Genomic DNA, 17907 nt, shown 5'->3' on the forward strand with positions numbered 1-17907 from the left:
CCTGCTGCACGCAATTCCTACCAGGTGAGCCAGCCGATCACCGTGGTTGTCGCATCACTGACGACACCGGACACCTTCGCACCGACTTCCTCCGCCAGACCGAACTTCTTGAACACACTTGCCTTGCCGAAGAAAGCTCCGCCGAGCGCGAAGAGCCCGAGTGCCGATTGGAACTGGCTGCTGTCCCAGCCGTACCCGAATCCGCTGAGGACGGCGCTCACCCCCTGGAGGCCCCAGGACACGTAGCCGGCCCCCACCGCGAACGGTGCGAGCGGCGGGAAGAAGAAGGAGCCGACCCCCAGGACGACGGCGCCCGCTCCGAAGACCGTGCTCCAGTGCCCGGTGACCGTCGCCCAGTCCTTGGGGTCGGATATGTCTTCCGGCCACAGGCCCCAGAACTTGGTGTCGCCGTCGTCGTCGTTCTCGGGGCTGTCGGAGGGGTTGGTCCCGTTCTGCTCGTGCTTCTTCGCCTCCTCGGCCGCCTTCTTCGCCGCCGCGACGACCTCGGCCTGCCGCTTCGCCGCGGCGATCGCGTGGGCTTCACTCGCGGCCGCCGCGGCGCCCTGGGCGTCCTTGCCGGCCTGTACGGCCGCGGCCCGCGCCTGGGAGGCCGAGGCCTGCGCGTCCACCGCGTACGACACCGCCTGCTTCGCCGACCCGACCGCTTGGCGCATCGAGTAGTTCGCGCTCCGGGCCGCACCGCGTGCGGTGGCCGCCGCCGCCAGTGCGTCCTTCGCCGACTTGGCCGCGGCGGCCGCGGACTTGTCGGCGGCGTCCGCGTTGGACTTGGCCTCGTTCGCCGAGTCGGTGGCGTCCTGGGCGTAGCCCTTTGCCTTCGCCTCCCACTCGGATGCCTCCTTCGCGGCCGCGCGGGCCTCGGCCGCAGCCTTGGAGGCCAGCGCGGCGTTCTGAAGCGCCTCTGCGGCGATCTTCGCCGCGTGGGCGATGGAGGCGCGGATGGCAGAGATATGGGTGGCCTGGTCGAGGTCGAGACGGGCGACGTTGAACTGGTCGCGGACGACGAAGGCACGCCGCATCCGCGAGGAGCCTTCCAGGACGATCTGCGCGGCCGACTGTACGTAGGCCCCGCCCGTGTTGAGAAGGCGGAACACCTCGACCTGGTCGTCCTCCTTCATCGCCTCCGCCAGTTCGACGGCCAGGAAACGGTGGAGGGCCTGGGCGCTTCCGTCGCTCAGCGCCGCGGTGGCCTTCTCCTTCACGGCCTGGCCCGGGTTCTCGTTGAGAACCGTGAACACCGTGACACGGTTGTCCGTCGCCGCCGCTTCGATGACCCCGGTCTCCAGGAATGCGCGGGCGGCGTCCGGATCGTCGCTGGCCAACGCCTGGTAGGCGGCCTCGGCCACAGCGGCCGGGGCCGACGCTGCGAGGGCCAGGACGTTTTCCCGGTCGTCCTGCCTCTGCGCGAGAAGGCGGTCCACCCTGATCCAGTTGATGATGTCGTCGTCGGTTCCGGCGAGAGCGAACTCGACGGCCTGGCGGGTCCAGGTGCCGGGCGAGTCGAGGAGTCTGACCGCGGCCTTCCGGCCGGACGTGACACCGCCGGCGGTGTCGCCGGACTGCACGGCCGCCTCGGCGGCGATGATGAGGTTCTTGATGTCCTGGGCGGTCTGGTCCGCCTGGGTGCGCTCCTTCTCGGCTCGCGCGGCGTCGTCGACCTCCTCCTGCGCTCTGAGTTTGGCCTCCTTGACGCCGAGTTCGGTGTCCGCGGCGATCTGGGCGGTCTCCGCCACGCGGGCCGCCGCCTCCACCTCCTGGGCTTCCTTGACCGCGTTGGAGGCCGTGGTGGCCGCCTCGACAGCGGCTGCGGCGTAGGCGGTGGAGCGCTTGGCGTACTCGATGGCCTTGCCCGCGTTGGCCGCTGCCTCTTCGGCCGCGTCCGCGGCCTTGTCGGCGTGATCGGCGGCGCTGTTGGCGGCGTCGCGGGCGACGGCGGCCGCGGTGGCAGCCCGTTTGGCCAGCGTCTGGGCCGTGCCCGCTGCACGGGTGGCCCGTGCCGCGGCGGCGTTGGCCTCGGCGGCTGCCTGCTTCGCCTTCGCCGCCTGGGACTGCGCTGCGCCCGCGGAAGCCGCAGCGTCGGCCGAGGCATTGGCGGCCGCGGCGGCGTTCTGGGCCGCGGCTGCGGCAGCGGAACCGGCCGCGGAGGCCTGGCTGGAGGCGATGGCGGCCTGGTCGGCGGCCGCGGCCGCGGTGCGCGCGCGGGAGGCGGCGTTCCGGGCGCCCACGGCGGCCGAGCGGGCCGCGGCGGCCTTGGACGCGTCCTTGGAGGCGGCGATGGCGGCGTTGTAGGCGCGGGAGGCGGCATTTCCGGCCGATGCGGCAGCGGCCGCGGCGGCCTGCGCGGCCAGCGCGGCGCGATGGGAAGCCGACTGGGCGGTACGGGAGGCGGCGATCGCGACATTGGCGGCATCGGCGGCCCCGCGTGCGGCACCGGCTGCGTTGTTCGCCGCCCTGGCCGACTTCACCACGTCCTGCTGGGCCGCCTTCGCCTCCTCCGCGGCCTCCAGTGCGGCAGCCTTGGCCTGCGCGGCAGCAGCCTTGGCGCTGTCGGAGGCGGACACGGCCTGCTTTGTCGTCAGCTCCGCCCGCCGGCCCTCGCGCTCGACGATCTCGACCAACTGGTCGATCGTCGCAGCTTCCTCGTCGCGGGCTCGGGCGATGTACTGGCCGGAGACCAGGAACTGGTGGATCGCCTCGGGCGATCCGTCCTCAAGGGCGCGCTGCGCGTACTTCTTCACCTCCGGGGAGGCGCCGTTGAGGACGGAGAAGACCTCCACCTGCTCGTCCTCCTGCTGGGCGGTGTACTGGGTCTGTTCCAGGAACTTCTTCAGGTCCGCCCGGGTACCTTGGTCCAGCGCCCTGGACGCCTCCCGCTTCACAGCAGTGCCGCTGTTGTTCATGACGGTGAAGACCGCCACGCGCAGGTCCTCGTCGACTGAGTCGTCGTATCCGTCGAGCAGGTAGGCGGCGATCGCGTCGTCCCCGGCGCCCAACGCGGTGTTGGCTGATTCGCGCACGGCCTGACCGGCATAGGGGAGGCTACTGAAGATGGCGTAGCGGTTGTCGTCCGCCTTGGCGGCCGGCAGCCCGCGGGCGAGGAAGTCGGAGACAGCGGCCGAGGTGCCGAGGAGTGCGGCTGTGGCTGCCTCGCGGGTCGCGATGCCGCCGATCTTGTAGGCCCACACGGCCTTGCCCCGATCGGTGTCCGGCAGGCCGTTCGCCGTGCCGCTGGGGTCGGTGTCGGCGGCGTGGGCGGGGCCGGCGGTCAAGGTGAGAATGGAGGGCAGTGCGGGGACGGCAGTGACCCCGGCGAGTGTGGTGAGTAGGCGTCGTCTGCTCCACAACGTAGGAGACATGGCATGCATCCTTTCCGTAAGGGACGTGCGTTACAGAAATGGATGCAGCACCTCAATTACTCATCATGCGGAGCGCATTGGGTGCAGCATCTCATTTATGGGCATAGGTGGGCTCACCGTTCGCCGGCCCCAATCCGGCGGTGCAGGACGTTTGTTGAGCAAACCGATGATTCGCTCTTGATATGTCGTCGCGTCGTGCGCCACGGGCAGCGACGGCGGCCGGCCATCTGCGCCATGCCGCGTACGTCGCTCACGGGGGCGGCCGTTGGGGCCGCGGTCAGGAAGGTGACGCCGTCGGAACAGGAACGTCGATCCCCCGCTGCTCGCCGCCCGCAGCGCACTTCCGCGGGCAGAGGGGCGGGGCGGGCGTCACCGCCCCGCCACCGGGCAGGATCCGGGGTGCACGGTCCTGCCCGGTGGAACGGCTGCCGCGGCGGACTACTGCTGGTTGTAGCGCTCCAGCAGGTGCACGTTGCCGAAGGTCCAGTTGGATCCGGTGGAGGCCCAGCTGCCGACATAGTTGTTGAACGTGCCGTCGGCCTTGGCTGTCATGGTGAACATCTTGACGGTCCCGGTGTCGTACCCGTACATGAATCCGAGGTCGTCGCGACCGTCGCCGTCGTAGTCACCAGCGACGACCTTCATGTGTTCGCGCCAGACATTTCCGGCCGCGATGGTCGCCGCCACGGTACGGGTCTTGAAGGTCCCGTTGGGCTCCGCGAGCCAGGTGGAGACGCCGTCGGAGCCGTCGGCGTAGTCGTACCAGACGGAGATGTCGTCCCGGCCGTCGCCGTTGAAGTCACCGGAGTTGATGGTGGAGCGGGCGCCGTCACCCCAGGCGGCGGACTCCCAGCCGGCGACCGGGGCGGCGAAACCACCGTCAGGCTTGGCGGTGAAGGTGAACAGGCGGGCCATCTTCTTGTCGTTGTAGCCGTAGAAGACAGCCAGGTCGTCACGGCCGTCGCCGTTGTAGTCCCCGGTGGCAAACTTCATGTGCTCCGCGTACCAGTTGCCGTCCGGGCTGGAGAAGGACGCAACCGGGGCGGCGAAACCACCGTCGGGCCTGGCGATGAAGGTGAACAGCTTGTCGCTGCCGTCGGAGTAGTCGTACCAGACGGAGATGTCGTCCCGGCCGTCGCCGTTGAAGTCACCGCTCTGCGGGTTCACGTTCGCCGCGGTCCAGTTGCCGGGTGCGACCTTCCACGACGTGAGCGGCTCGGCAAAGTTGCCGTCGCCCTTGCCGAGCCAGGTGAACAGGGCCATCGAGCCATCGGCGTAGCCGTAGAAGGCCGCTACGTCGCCGGTGCCGTCGCCGTTGTAGTCGCCGGTGAGGAACTTCATCTTGTCGGCGGTGTAGCCCCCCGCCGCGCGGGTCCAGCTGGTGACCGGCGGCAGGAAGGTTCCGTCGGGGCCCGCGATGAAGCGGTGCATCGCGTCGTGGCCGTCGGCGTAGTCGTACCAGTCGGCGATGTCGCTGCGGCCGTCGTTGTTGTAGTCATTGCGGATGACAGTTCCGCTGGACCAGCGGGACTCGTTCTTGTCGGTGTAGACGACGAAGTTGCCGCGATCGGTGAGAACGGCCGAGCCACCGGGGGCGTCGGTCTTGGACTCCCACAACTTCGTGGTGCCATCCGCCTTGAGCACGACCAGATTGCCGCTCGCGTCGAGGCGTACGGTAGCGCCGGCGTTGCCGCCGGTCCCGGTCGACCACAGGGTTTTGCCCGCGTTGGAGGTGATGACGAAGTCACCGTCGGCCTGCAAGGTGGCCTTGGCGGAGTTGGAGATCAGCGAGTCGCCGGGCAGAAGGCGCTGACCCGCCTGAAGAGCCGCGCCGAGTGCGGAGCTGTCCGCACGGGCGGCAATGGCCCCATTGCGGGTTTCGCTGCTGCCAAAACAACCACCCTGCCAGGAGCGGCTGCTGACGCCGACCAGTTCGTACGCACCGCTGCCCGCCTCGCGCAGCACGGGCCCACCGGTGTCGCCCATGCAGACCGCGTCGTCGGCGGTCTTGCCGGTGATGTTCAGGGCACCGTCGGCGAGGGAATCGACCGTGAACGCGGCCTCGTGGAGCTTGTCCGGCACCCACTGCGTCTTGGTACGACCGTAGCCGGTCACCTTCAGGGCGTCTCCGGCCCGAGGCGGCGTGGTGGCCAGTTTGACGGGGGTGATGCCAGTGGCGGGGGTGGCCAGGCGGGCCATGACCATGTCGCGGCCCGCACGCGGTACCAACTGCACGATCTCGCTGACGTGACCGCCTGTGGTGGCGGTCAGATCGGTGCGGCCGATCGTGGCCATCGTCTTCAACGACGGCTTGCCTGCGAGGACTTCGGAACCTGCCTGCGGGTCGGCTGCGAAACATGAGGCGGCGGTCGCCACCCACTGGGGTGCGACCAGGGCCCCGGAACAGGCGCGCTGACCGTCACCGATGTCGAGGTACGCGGTGAAGGAGTAGCCGCCGTTCGCGACGGGGGTGCCGGCGACCGCGTGGGCCACGGGGGCGGTGAGGAAGGTGGAGCCTGCGGCTGCGGCACAAGCGAGCAACGCCATGCCACGCACCGCACCAGAACGTCTTCCGGACACGAATCGTCTCAACTCTCTGTCAGAAAAAGTGCCTTGCCCGAATAAGGGGTCTGGGCGATGTCGTCTCCTGGCGAAACCTCGCCCCGAAAGACCCCGGGTCAACCGCTACTTGGTGGCGTGTACCTCAAGGAGCGTGTGGTCACGGTGCTCCGGGTCCGCGCTCTGACCCACCGACGCAAAGGTGTTCCTGTCGACGTCGAACGACACCGCCGTGCCCGCGACCTCCATGTCGAGCGTGAGCGCGTAGTTGTTGGACTTGACGCCGTAGACCTGCGGGACCTCCATGGACAGGTAGCCGCTGTTGCCGGAGAGCTGAAGGCAGAACTTGCCCTTGCCGCGCGAGTAGAGCTCGACCGGAGCGGTCGCGGTCGCGCAGTCGGTGAGCACGATGTGCCCGTCGCCGCGCTTCAGGCGGATGCCCGTATCGGCGAAGATCTTGTCGGCGTCCGGATAGGCGAAGTCCTCCACCGCCACCGGCGGCACCTCGCCGTCGGCGGCCACCGCGGTCCGGGGACCGGCCCCCGCGAAGGGGGCCGACACCACCAACGCACCGACAGCGGCGCACGCCGCCAGGGAGAAGGACAGCAAGGTACGGACTCTCATGTTTTTCGTCAACCTCTCATGGTCGGACATCAATGACACATAAGACGTCGCGTGCAAGCAGGCGCAGTTGTGCACCGCTCGACGAAATCCGAGACCGCACCCCCCAGCACGTGACACGCCCCTTGGTGCGCCAACACTCCGCACCGGGCCGAATATTCATATCACTGGAGGCAGAAGATATCCGGGCTTATTGACAGGTTCAATGCACTGCAAGCGCCTCACCGGCGGCCATCGGTAATGGTCGAGGATTTGCTGATGGAATTCCGTCACCCCGTTCACCACTCTCGATATCAGCCTGCACATCCTAAAGTGCGGCGTCGCCCGGACCGCGAGACAAGGGGTCATAAAGTTGACGATTCGTCATATCATGCCGGACCAGTGATGGTTGCGAACAGATTGCAAACGAGAAGATCCGTCTGCCCCTCTGCGGGGGCACATCCTCACGCGCCACCCTCGGCTACCACGCCCAGCACGCGGGGCGTGAGGCGACGAAGACCATGCGGAGGTGATATCAGCCGTCAGGGGCGGATAAATTTGGCGATATCACCGGTTAGATCGACGATGCGGACCGCCTGAGCCGTCGGCATCGACCTCATCCCCGACCCCCGGGGCACTCGGCCCGGCACCCGGAACGAGGAGGACTCGGGTTACCTCAAGGGGTACGCGCCTAGGGAGGTCTCGGCCAACGCAATACCGAAACAGGCCATTGCACGAATACTTTCAGGCCGATGGCACGAACAAGTCATCAATGACATGAGCGAGAACAAGGCAGCCGAGAACTCCGCTTTCAACTGCGGATCAACCGACATCACATGATTTCAACCCGTCCCAGCTGGCCGCCAGAAGGTCTGAGCATCAACGATAATCGGATACCTGTTGCACGCATAACCGACTTCACTGACCATTTACTCTACCCAGGAGGCATTCCACTCACGTAATTCATCCCCCTATCGCCCGCTTGCGGCCAGTTGCTGATTCAGGGCCGCGTTGGTCTCCTTGAGCCGGTGGTTCTCGATCTCCAGCACCAACTCACCGGCGCCGCGATCAACCTCGCCCGAATCGACCCCCACCTCACCGAAACACCCCAGGCCGCATCCGCTCCTGCCACTTCGCGCGGCTTCGCCCCGCCGGACAGATCCGGCGGGGCGAAGTCGCAGGGCTCGAATCGGTCAACAGCGTCCGGAGGCAGTCGGCAGGGGCCCTCTGCCTTTCTCACATGGGCGGAAGTCTGAAGAGCGCCGTGCTTGTGACTGTCGGTGCGTCAGACGACCGGCTTCTGAACGGAGGTCGGCTTGGTGGCGAGCAGTGCGGTGATCTCATCGGCGAGCTGCGGGCCGAGCTCGCCCCAGCCGTCCTTGTAGCCGTAGACGCCGGCCAGAGTGCGGGCCTCGTAGTCGCCGTTCATGATCTCGATGTCGTTGGGTGTGATGAGTGCCGGGTGGGCGACTCCGACGGCCGCCGAGACCTTCATCAGCTCCTTGCGCAGGGTGCGCAGGTAGACAGCGGCTCTGGTGGCCTTCGAGGTCGGGTCGAGGCCGCGGGCCAGCCACGGGTTCTGGGTGGCGATGCCGGTGGGGCACTTGTCGGTGTGGCACTTCTGCGACTGGATGCAGCCGATCGACAGCATCGCCTCACGGGCCACGTTGATCATGTCGGCACCCAGAGCGAACGCGACCGCGGCGTTCTCGGGCAGGCCGAGCTTGCCGGAGCCGATGAAGGTCAGGTCATCGGTCAGCCCCAGCTCTGCGAAAGTGCCATAGACCCGGGAGAAGCCCATCCGGAACGGTAGCGACACCGAGTCGGTGAAGATCAGCGGCGCCGCCCCGGTGCCGCCCTCACCGCCGTCGATCGTCACGAAGTCGACACCACGGTCGCCACGCGCCATCAGCGTGGCCAGCTCCTGCCAGAAGCCCATCTCTCCCACCGCGCTCTTGACCCCGACCGGCAGACCGGTCTCGGTGGCGAGCAGCTCGACGAAGTCGAGCATCGAGTCGACGTCGTTGAACGCGGTGTGCCGCGACGGGGAGGCGCAGTCCTTGCCGACCGGGATACCGCGGATTCCGGCGATCTCCGAGGTCACCTTGGCACCCGGCAGCATCCCGCCCAGCCCTGGCTTGGCTCCCTGGGAGAGCTTGATCTCTATCGCCTTGACCGGGGCGCCGCCGACCACATGCTTGAGCTTGTCCAGGTTGAAACTGCCGTCCTCGTTGCGGCAGCCGAAGTACGCCGTACCGAGCTGAAGCACGAGGTCGCCGCCGTTGCGGTGGTACGGCGACAGGCCGCCCTCGCCCGTATTCTGCATCGCGCCCGCCAGCGCCGTCCCCTTGTTGAGCGCCGTGATGGCCGCGCCGGAGAGCGATCCGAAACTCATCGCCGAGATGTTCACCACGCTCGCCGGTCGGAACGCCTTGGCGCGCCCACGCGGCCCGCCCAGCACCTTGGCTGAGGGCAGTGGGGCCTGCGGGTCGTGCACGTCGGGCAGAGTGTCGGCGAACGTGCGCTGCTTCAGGTAGGCGTGCCCCTGCACGTGCTCGACATCCACGTCGGTTCCGAACCCGAAGTAGTTGTTCTCCTCCTTCGCCGAGGCATAGATCCAGGTGCGCTGGTCGCGGCTGAAAGGACGCTCTTCCTCGTTGGAGGTCACGATGTACTGCCGCAGCTCCGGCCCGATCGTCTCCAACAGGTACCTGGCGTGTCCGATCACCGGGAAGTTCCGGAGCAGTGCGTGCCTCTTCTGGACAAGGTCGCGGGCGGCCACCAGCGCCAATGCTGTTGCGGCGACCGCGCCGATCCTCCGGGCGTGCATGAACGTTCCTCCTCGATGAGCGGCTCCATCGCCATGCGGTGGACGTCGTCGTGTCGTGTTGGGCGTCAGGCCACGGGCGCTGCCAGTCAGGCATCAGCGTCCGCCAAAGAATGCGAAATGATATTAACCTCGCGCTTTCGTGAGCAGCTCGTCCGACAGGTGAATCAGGCAGACGCCAGGGCACGGGCATAGGTGCAGGCGGATCGTCGCGGTGGAAGGCCCCCAGGAACAGAGAGATGCCTTGAGACTCCGACGCCCGGGCTTGCCAGGACTCCATCCGGCAAGAACAGCAAGGCATCTCGTAACTGCGATCTCCTCATGCCCCGGCGGCGGCCTGCGCCACGTTCGACGAGCAGAACCTGTTGCCGAGGCAGTGGCAGGCCGTCACCGCACGCGGGATCCGCCTCCACCTCCACGCCTACGACCAGGACCTGCCGGGCCCCTGTGTTCAGTGCGGCGAGGGCGGCTGCCCAGCGGGGGGGGCGACCTCGCAGGTCATGGTGACACCGATGATGTCGCCCTCGCTGCCCTCCGCCACGGCGGTGGCGTGCAACATGAGTAGGAGGCGGTCGCACTGCTGGGCTTCTTGCACGTAGTGGGTGGTGACCAGGACGGCGGCGCCGGATGCAGCCTGGTGGTGGATGGCGTCCCACAGGCCGGCCCGGGACAGGGGGTCGACTCCGGAGGCCGGTTCGTCCAGAACGTAGGTCGGGCCGATGGGCCAGGACGATGGTGAACGCCAGTCGGCGCTGCGGGCCGAGGCCGATCGAACCGGCAGGTCGGTCGCCGGCCGCCACGCAGCCTGGGCGCCGTGAAGCAGCGACGCACCTGCTTGAGGGGCGAGAGGAGTAGCGGGTCGGAGACGGCACCGAAGAATCGAGTGCGAGTGAGAGCGTGCAGGGGCGCGACGAAATGGGATCTCGGCGCAGGGTGAGTCCGGCCCCAGCGCGCAGTGCTGGCTCAACTTTCGCCAAGAAGGTCTCAGGGGTGTCGAGTTGCCGCCGCCTCCATCCTGGGGAGTGCCACGCGGGTGTCGCCCCTGCAGCCCATCCACCGCTTTCCGTTGGTCATGGGCCCTTCAACGGAAATGCCCCCGCTGTTATCGGAAGCCTTGACGATGTTTTAGCAGGTCAGGCCGACAGAAGTAGCGTAAAACGGATGACCCCGAGATTGGGACTCCCCAACCAGCACATCGTGGGCTTAACTTAGGTGCCATGACCTCCCCTCGCTCCACCTACGGCGGCGGCTACTACGCCGCCCCGTCGTTCCCCGACACTCCGATCTACGACTCCCTGGTCGCGGAGCGGGGCACCCCTCAGATCGCTCCGATCCGAGTGCCTGCCGCCTATGACACCGGCAACAGCTATCTGCCGGCTCTCCCGGCGGCGCTGCCGGCTCTTCCCGCGGCCCCTTCCCAGCCCAACCCCTCGTACGGGCAACCGCAGCCTGCGCAGCAGGGTTACGCGCCGATGCAGCCCGCACAGTTGCAGCACGCCCCGGCCCCGTACATCCCGCAGCAGCCGACCGCGGCCCGCGGCGGGTACCAGGCGCCCTATCCGCCGCCGCAGCAGCAGCAGCGGCCCGCGCCGGGCACCGGGTACGAGGCCATGCGCCCGGCGTCACCGCGGCCCGCCCCGGCCCCCTCTCCCTACGAGGACCCGTACAACCGCCCGTACCAGGGCCGGGGGTACTGAGCCGGTCATCACGGACGGTCGCATCGAGGTCGTCGTCGAGCCATGGGGACTCGTCGGCGACCTCGATGTACCCGCACCGGGCCGAACGGCCCTCCTCGCCGCACGCACGCCCCGGACGGACCGTCAGCCCCGATGGCCGACGGGGAACTCACGGGGGTGGTCCGTGCGTTGGGCGGGGTGATGTTGCTCTCTCTTCGTCGCTTCAGCGTGCGAAGCGTGCCGTATCGGGTTAAGAGGGATACGGAAGGGGGTGCGGGACTGTGCGAGCGGTTGCGGGAGTGTGGCGCTGGCGGCGCAATCCTCTGCGCCGCGCCACCGACCGGCGCGAGGCGTGGGTGGCTCTTGTAGCGCTGCTGCTCATGGTGCTGGTGGCGCCGGCGCTGGGCTGGGTGTGCGGGTCGCTCACCGACGACGCCCTGCAGGAATCGGTGCGCATCCAGCAGGCACAGCGTCGCGCCACGACAGCGGTCGTGGTGCGCCGGGCACCGGACGCGCCGCATTTCGTCACCGATCCCGAGGTGTCCTCGGAGCACGCCCCGCAGACCCTGGTGGTCGCGCGATGGAAGGCTCCGGACGGCACGAACCGGCACGGTACGGTGAGTACGCTCTCCCGGAAGACCCGTCCCGGTGCCGTCGTGGAGATCTGGACCGACCTCGACGGCCGCCCGGCGCTGCGCCCCATGGACGCGCCCACGGCTCGAACGCATGCGGCGCTGGCCGGGTTCGGGGTGACGCTGCTCGCCGTCGGACTGGTCGAGGGAGGCCGACGTCTGATCGTCTGGCGCATGGTGCGCAAGCGCTACAACCGGATCGACCGGGCCTGGGCAGCTGCCGGTCCCGACTGGGGCAGAACCGGGACCGGCAGCTGATCGGCTGCTGATCGGGTCAACTCCCGCCCATCGCGCGCGCTACGGTGGACCGGCCCGCCCCCTTACTCGGCGGGCGGGCCCGGGGTTCGCCGCTGCCTGAAGGCCGGTGACCGGGCATCACACACGCACGAGGCGGGGACACAACAGCGCCATGGCACAGGGCACGGTCCAGGTGACGCACACCGGCACATCGCGGTGGCGGCGCCGCACAGGCGAATACGCCTCCCTCACCGCAGCCCTGGAGGCCGCGGCGGACGGTGACGTCCTCACCGTCGCTCCGGGCACCTACCGGGAGAATCTGGTCCTGCACCGCGCGGTGACCCTGCGCGGTCCCGAGGGTTCGGTCGGCTCCGTGCGGATCGCTCCGGTCGACGGCGTGCCGTTGACCGTCCGCGCCTCCGCGGTCGTCTCGGACCTGCATGTGGAAGGGCAGGACTCCACTGCTCCGGCGCTGCTCGTCGAGGACGGCGCCCCGGAGCTCGCGGATCTGCGGATCGTGACGCGTTCGGCCGCCGGGATCGAGGTGCGCGGTGCGGCCCGGCCGACCGTGCGCCGCTGCACGGTCGACAACCCCGCCGGCGCCGGCATCGCCGTACTCGACGGTGCGGGCGGCGTGTTCGAGCAGTGCGAGGTCGTATCGGCCGGCCAGGCCGGCTTCTCGGTGCGTGACGGTGCGCATCCGCGGCTGGAGCGGTGCCGGGTCCACCACGCGTCGGGCGCGGGGCTGAGCATCACCGGCGAGGGCAGTGGTCTGGAGGCCGTCGGCTGCGAGGTGTACGAGATCAAGGGCAGCGGAATACAGGTGACCGCCCGCGGAGCCGCCCACCTCACCGACTGCACGGTGCACCGCACTTCGGCGGACGGCGTCACCCTCGACACCGACGCCGTGCTGACGCTCGCCGACTGCGACATCCACGACATCCCGGAGAACGCGGTGGACCTGCGTTCCCGTTCGGTCCTCACCCTCACCCGCTCCACGGTCCGCCGGTTCGGCCGCAACGGTCTCTCCGTCTGGGATCCCGGCACCCGTGTCGACGCCAACCAGTGCGAGATCCACGACAGTACGGGCGACTACCCGGCGGTCTGGGTGAGCGACGGGGCGACCGTGATACTGGACTCCTGCCGGGTCCACGACGTACCCGACGCCATCTTCGTGCTCGACCGGGGATCGCGCGCCGACGTGGTGGACAGCGATCTCTCCCAGATCCGCAACACCGCGGTGTCGGTGAGCGACGGGGCGACCGCCCAGCTCGACGACTGCCGCATCCGCGAGGCGTCCACGGGCGCCTGGTTCCGCGACCACGGCAGCGGAGGCACGCTGAACAACTGCACCGTCGACGCGGCACAGACCGGAGTGATCGTCACCAAGGGCGCCGACCCGACGATCGAGCGCTGCACGGTCACCTCGCCCGCCGAGGCCGGTTTCTACGTCTCCGCCGAGGGACGCGGCACCTTCCACAGCTGCCGGGTCACCGGCAGCGAGGGCTACGGCTTCCACGTGATGGACGGCTGCCGTACGACGCTGACCCGCTGCCGTACCGAGCGGTGCGCCCGTGGTGGCTACGAGTTCGCCGAGGGCGGCGACGGTCAGGGATCGGGGCCCGTCGTGGAGGACTGCACGAGCGACGAGAGCGCGCTGCGCGCCCCCGCTCCGCCCGCCCCGGCCGTACTGACGGCGACCCAGTCGCCCTCCGGGCTGCTCGGCGCGGTCCCCGGGCCGCGCGCAGTCGAGTCCTCCCCCGCCGAGGTGCCCGCCGCCGAGCCGGTACGCGCCTCGGACGCCGTCCTCGGGGAGCTGGACGCGCTGGTGGGCCTGGACAGCGTCAAGCGGGAGGTGCGTGCCCTCACCGACATGATCGAGGTCGGCCGCCGGCGTCAGGAGGCGGGGCTCAAGGCCGCCTCGGTCCGACGCCATCTCGTCTTCACCGGCTCCCCCGGCACCGGCAAGACCACCGTGGCCCGGCTGTACGGCGAGATCCTCGCCTCGCTCGGGGTGCTGGAGCGAGGCCATCTCATCGAGGTGTCCCGCGTCGATCTGGTCGGTGAGCACATCGGCTCGACCGCGATCCGTACCCAGGAGGCCTTCGACCGGGCGCGCGGCGGGGTGTTGTTCGTCGACGAGGCGTACGCCCTGTCGCCCGAGGACTCCGGCCGGGACTTCGGCCGGGAAGCGATCGACACGCTCGTGAAGCTGATGGAGGACCACCGCGACGCGGTGGTCGTCATCGTCGCCGGATACACCCATGAGATGGAGCGGTTCCTCACCATCAACCCCGGTGTGGCATCTCGTTTCTCACGGACCATCACCTTCAGCGACTACGAGCCCGCCGAACTGCTGCGGATCGTGGAGCAACAGGCCGACGAGCACGAGTACAGCCTGGCCCCCGGGACCGGGGAGGCGCTGCTGAAGTACTTCACCGAGCTGCCCAAGGGCCCGGCGTTCGGCAATGGCCGCACGGCCCGGCAGACCTTCGAATCGATGGTGGAGCGGCACGCGGGCCGGGTCGCCCAGCTCGCCGAGCCGAGCACGGACGACCTCACCCTGCTCTACCCGGAGGATCTGCCGGAGCTCCCCTGAGACCGGGGGCTTTCGGGGCCTGTGCCCCGTCGGCCTGGCGGGGCAGGACCGGTGCGAGCCGGTCCAGCAGTGCTGCGCGTTCCTCCGCGAAGACCGGGTCCGCCTGGTAGTCCGAGTGCCCCAGAACGGGTTCGGGCAGTGGATGTTCGGGGGTCCGGCCGTAGACCAGCGGGTCCTTCAGCGGCCCCCGGTCCACCTCGGGCCCCGGTCCCTCGTCGAGCCTGACCATGCCGCCGATCGGGTCGGTGGCCCGCCACAGGTTGCGCCAGCAGTGCACGGACCGGTGGAGTCCGTGCAGCGGTACGGGGCCGAAGTAGGCCGGGAACCAGCGCCCGTACAACCGCTCGATCGGCGATCCATAGGTCAGCAGCGCGACCCGGCTCCGGGTTTCGGCGGGCAGTTGCCAGACCGCGGAGGCCGCGAGGACGCTGCCCTGTGAGTGGCCGGAGATGACGAGCCTGCCACGGGTCAGTCCGGTCCAGCCGGACATCCGTGACGCCAGATCGGGGACGGCGCGCTCGGCATAGCAGGGCGGTGCGAAGGGGTGTGCGGCGCGCGGCCAGAACGTGCCGACGTCCCAGAGGATGCCGATGGTGCGCCGAGCGGAGGCGTCGCGGTAGGCGCGCCGCCCCCAGGTGACGAAGAGTATGAAACCGAATCCGATCATCCAGGAGCCGGTGGACTGGGCCGCTTCGGCCACGGCCTCGGCGAACGGGCCGCTGCCCTTGAGCGCCAGACCGGGCACCTCACCGCTCACCCAGGCCCCGCCGACCGCCGCCGCGCCGAGCAGCAGCGTGGCTCCGGAGACCGGGCCGAGGATCCAGGGCGCGGAGTCGGTCAGGGCCGCCGTGGCCCGGACCCGGGCGATCTGCCGGGTCCTGGCGGGGTCCGGCCGCTCCTGCCCGTACTCCTGGTCGACGTCGGGTTCCAGGGCGCGGGCGGCGAGCCAGGTGCGCGCCAGCAGCAGGAGGGCGGGAATCGCCAGGAGCACCAGGAGCACGGGAATGACCGAGGCCTGCCAGCTGAGCAGCACCGGCGGCCCCTCGATGGCGGAACCCCTGCCCATGCCCGGGGTACCGGATCCGTCGAGCCAGTCGGCGACGCGCTGGGCGACCCCGCCGGTCATGACGCCGCCGAGGGCGCACGCGAGCATGGCGACGACCGGTCCGCCGAGTCCGTGCATGACGGTGCGGGGTTCGGGGGTACGGCGGTACAGGCTCAGTGAGACCACCGCGAGGACGACGACGAGCACTCCTTGGCCGAGGGTGACGACGCTGAAGGCGACGTCGCCCGGCAGGGCGCCCGCCGACACCCAGGCGGGGCGCGACCACGACGCGTACACCGCGGCGAGGACGAGCAGGGCGAGCGCTGCGCCGGGCAGATAGGTGATGAGGGCCCGGTCGAGCCGGTTGTCGAGGCGCCGTTCGCTCCGGCCGCGGCGGCAGACGACCCAGAGCACCACGAGCGCGCCCAGGACCAGTGCCGCCTCGATCAGCCGGCCGAGGAGCCCTGGCACGGGGCCGCTGACGGCGCGGTCGTGGCGGGCCGCGGCGCCCGCGACCGACGCGGCGACGGTCAGGAATCCGGCGGCGGTGTGGGCGGCGCGCAGCCGGGCGACCAGACGGCGGCCGTACCAGAATCCGGGCCGGCCGAGCGCCGGCCGCCCACCGGGGACGGTGCCGGGGGTGCTCAGGTCGTGTCCGGTCTCCGGGTCGGCGTCGTCCGGTTCGGACCCGGTGAGCGGGCGCTGTGACTCGTATGCGCTCCAGGTCCGGTTCGACAGGAACCAGAGCAGCCCCACCACGGCCGTGGGCACCAGCGAGGCGAGGGCGAGCCGCCGGCCCGGTTGGGACCACCAGCCGCCCTGGGCGGTCGACAGGAAGCCCAGCCAGGACCGCTGGTTCGAGCAGTCCGGCACGCCCGCGCACTGCCAGGCCGTCAGATCGAGCGCCACTTCGCAGGCCGCCGCGGTCAGCAGGACCGTGAGGCTGAGCGCGACGAGCCGGACGACGACGCCGTACAGGCGTACCGCGCGGGTTCGGGCGCGGGCGGTGGGACGCATCCAGTGGGCGAGGTTGACGACCATGAACGGAAGCAGCAGCAGCCACAGGGCGCGGGAGCCGTTGCCGGAGGTGAGGTTGGACCAGCAGTAGGCCTCGGCGATGGGCCGGTCGCGGTACCGCTCCGGGTGCTGCTCGGCGTCCATGTCCTCGGCCCGCCGGTAGATGGCGGCGGTCGCGTCGCCGGTGACCCGGACCGTACGCGGATCGTCGAGCATCTCCTGAGGGGTGGCACCGCCCACGCCGTGGACCAGAAGTTCCAGCGCGGGCCCCGGACTCTGCGGGGCCTGGGTGTCAGATGGCACTGGAGTGACTCGCTCTCTCGGTCGTGGGGGGCGTGCTGATGCACGGTCACCAGAATCACGGAAGCGGACCGGTGCACGCATCGCTCTCACGGAATCTCCCCAGTGCGACGGCCTACGACACCGCGTGGCAGGATGACCCCGTCCGAAGAGAGACTGTCGCGCGGCCAGAGGGAAGGACCGGCGTTGAGCGAGAATCAGAACCTGCTCGCGGAGCAGCGGCGTGCCCTGATCCTCGACGAGGTGCGCAGGCGTGGCGGGGTACGGGTCAATGAGCTGACCCGCAAGCTGAGCGTCTCCGACATGACCATCCGCCGGGATCTGGACGCGCTGGCCCGCCAGGGGCTGATCGAGAAGGTCCACGGCGGGGCCGTTCCGGTGGTCGAGGCCAGTACGCACGAGCCCGGCTTCGAGGCCAAGTCGGCTCTGGAGCTGACCGCCAAGGAGGACATCGCGCGGGCGGCCGCGGCGATGGCCGTGCCCGGCAGCGCCATCGCGCTCTCCGGCGGTACGACGACGTACGCGCTCGCCCAACAGTTGCTGGACGTACCGGATCTGACCGTGGTGACCAACTCGGTGCGGGTAGCGGATGTGTTCCACTCCGCGCAGCGTTCCGGGGCCGCGGGCGGAGTGCGGAGCGGGGCCGCCACTGTGGTGCTCACCGGCGGGGTACGGACTCCGTCGGACTCGCTCGTCGGTCCGGTCGCCGATCAGGCGATCGCCTCGCTCCACTTCGATGTGCTGTTCCTCGGGGTGCACGGGATCTCGGTGGAGGCGGGGCTTTCGACGCCGAATCTGGCGGAGGCCGAGACCAACCGCCGTTTCGTGCAGTCGGCGCGTCGTGTGGTGGTGGTCGCCGACCACACCAAATGGGGCACGGTGGGCCTGAGTTCGTTCGCCACCCTGGCTCAGGTGGACACGTTCGTGACGGACGCGGGTCTGTCGGCCGCTGCCCGCGAGGAGATCGAGGAGCATCTGCCGGGCCTGCTCGTGACGGGCGGCATCGAGGACGGCGACTCCTGAGGCGCCGGGCGGTGTGTC

The 17907-nt window shown here is 69.6% G+C and carries 9 protein-coding genes and 1 pseudogene; 4 read left to right on the forward strand and 6 right to left on the reverse strand.

All coding sequences use genetic code 11. The annotated features are described in order from the left end of the window. Positions 1-17 precede the first annotated feature (17 nt). The 5 genes from ACF1B9_RS08130 to ACF1B9_RS08150 form a co-directional block, all read right to left on the reverse strand. Complete coding sequence (locus ACF1B9_RS08130; RefSeq protein WP_391739705.1) at positions 18-3374, reverse strand: ALF repeat-containing protein; 3357 nt, start codon at positions 3372-3374, stop codon at positions 18-20. Positions 3375-3812: 438 nt separating this feature from the next. Then, positions 3813-5921, reverse strand: a complete 2109-nt coding sequence (locus tag ACF1B9_RS08135; protein ID WP_391739706.1) for an FG-GAP-like repeat-containing protein — start codon at positions 5919-5921, stop codon at positions 3813-3815. A gap of 138 nt (positions 5922-6059) precedes the next feature. Then, on the reverse strand, positions 6060-6557 hold the full coding sequence (locus ACF1B9_RS08140; protein WP_391739707.1) for a hypothetical protein: 498 nt from the start codon (positions 6555-6557) through the stop codon (positions 6060-6062). Between the two features lie 947 nt (positions 6558-7504). Continuing rightward, positions 7505-7627, reverse strand: a complete 123-nt coding sequence (locus ACF1B9_RS08145; RefSeq protein ID WP_391739708.1) for a hypothetical protein — start codon at positions 7625-7627, stop codon at positions 7505-7507. Between the two features lie 191 nt (positions 7628-7818). Continuing rightward, the gene (locus ACF1B9_RS08150) at positions 7819-9363 is read right to left on the reverse strand and encodes an FMN-binding glutamate synthase family protein (protein WP_391739709.1); all 1545 of its coding nucleotides are present in this window, start codon (positions 9361-9363) and stop codon (positions 7819-7821) included. A 1214-nt stretch (positions 9364-10577) separates the two neighbouring features. On the opposite strand from ACF1B9_RS08150, the gene ACF1B9_RS08155 reads away from it, so the two are divergent. The 3 genes from ACF1B9_RS08155 (at position 10578) to ACF1B9_RS08165 (ending at position 14504) form a co-directional block, all read left to right on the forward strand. Beyond that, positions 10578-11057, forward strand: a complete 480-nt coding sequence (locus ACF1B9_RS08155; RefSeq protein ID WP_391739710.1) for a DUF6643 family protein — start codon at positions 10578-10580, stop codon at positions 11055-11057. A gap of 260 nt (positions 11058-11317) precedes the next feature. Then, entirely contained in the window at positions 11318-11926 is a 609-nt protein-coding gene (locus ACF1B9_RS08160; protein WP_391739711.1) for a hypothetical protein, read from the forward strand. A 151-nt stretch (positions 11927-12077) separates the two neighbouring features. Beyond that, a complete protein-coding gene (locus ACF1B9_RS08165; protein WP_391739712.1) occupies positions 12078-14504 on the forward strand; it encodes a right-handed parallel beta-helix repeat-containing protein in 2427 nt (808 codons plus the stop codon). On the opposite strand, the pseudogene ACF1B9_RS08170 reads toward ACF1B9_RS08165, so the two are convergent. Then, positions 14474-16950, reverse strand: a pseudogene (locus tag ACF1B9_RS08170) (hypothetical protein). The gene ACF1B9_RS08165 and the pseudogene ACF1B9_RS08170 overlap by 31 nt on opposite strands. Before the next feature lie 102 nt (positions 16951-17052). On the opposite strand from ACF1B9_RS08170, the gene ACF1B9_RS08175 reads away from it, so the two are divergent. Further along, on the forward strand, positions 17053-17889 hold the full coding sequence (locus ACF1B9_RS08175) for a DeoR/GlpR family DNA-binding transcription regulator (protein ID WP_391739713.1): 837 nt from the start codon (positions 17053-17055) through the stop codon (positions 17887-17889). Positions 17890-17907: the final 18 nt, after the last annotated feature.

The sequence above is a fragment of the Streptomyces sp. NPDC014727 genome, assembly GCF_043083485.1.
GTDB lineage: Bacteria > Actinomycetota > Actinomycetes > Streptomycetales > Streptomycetaceae > Streptomyces.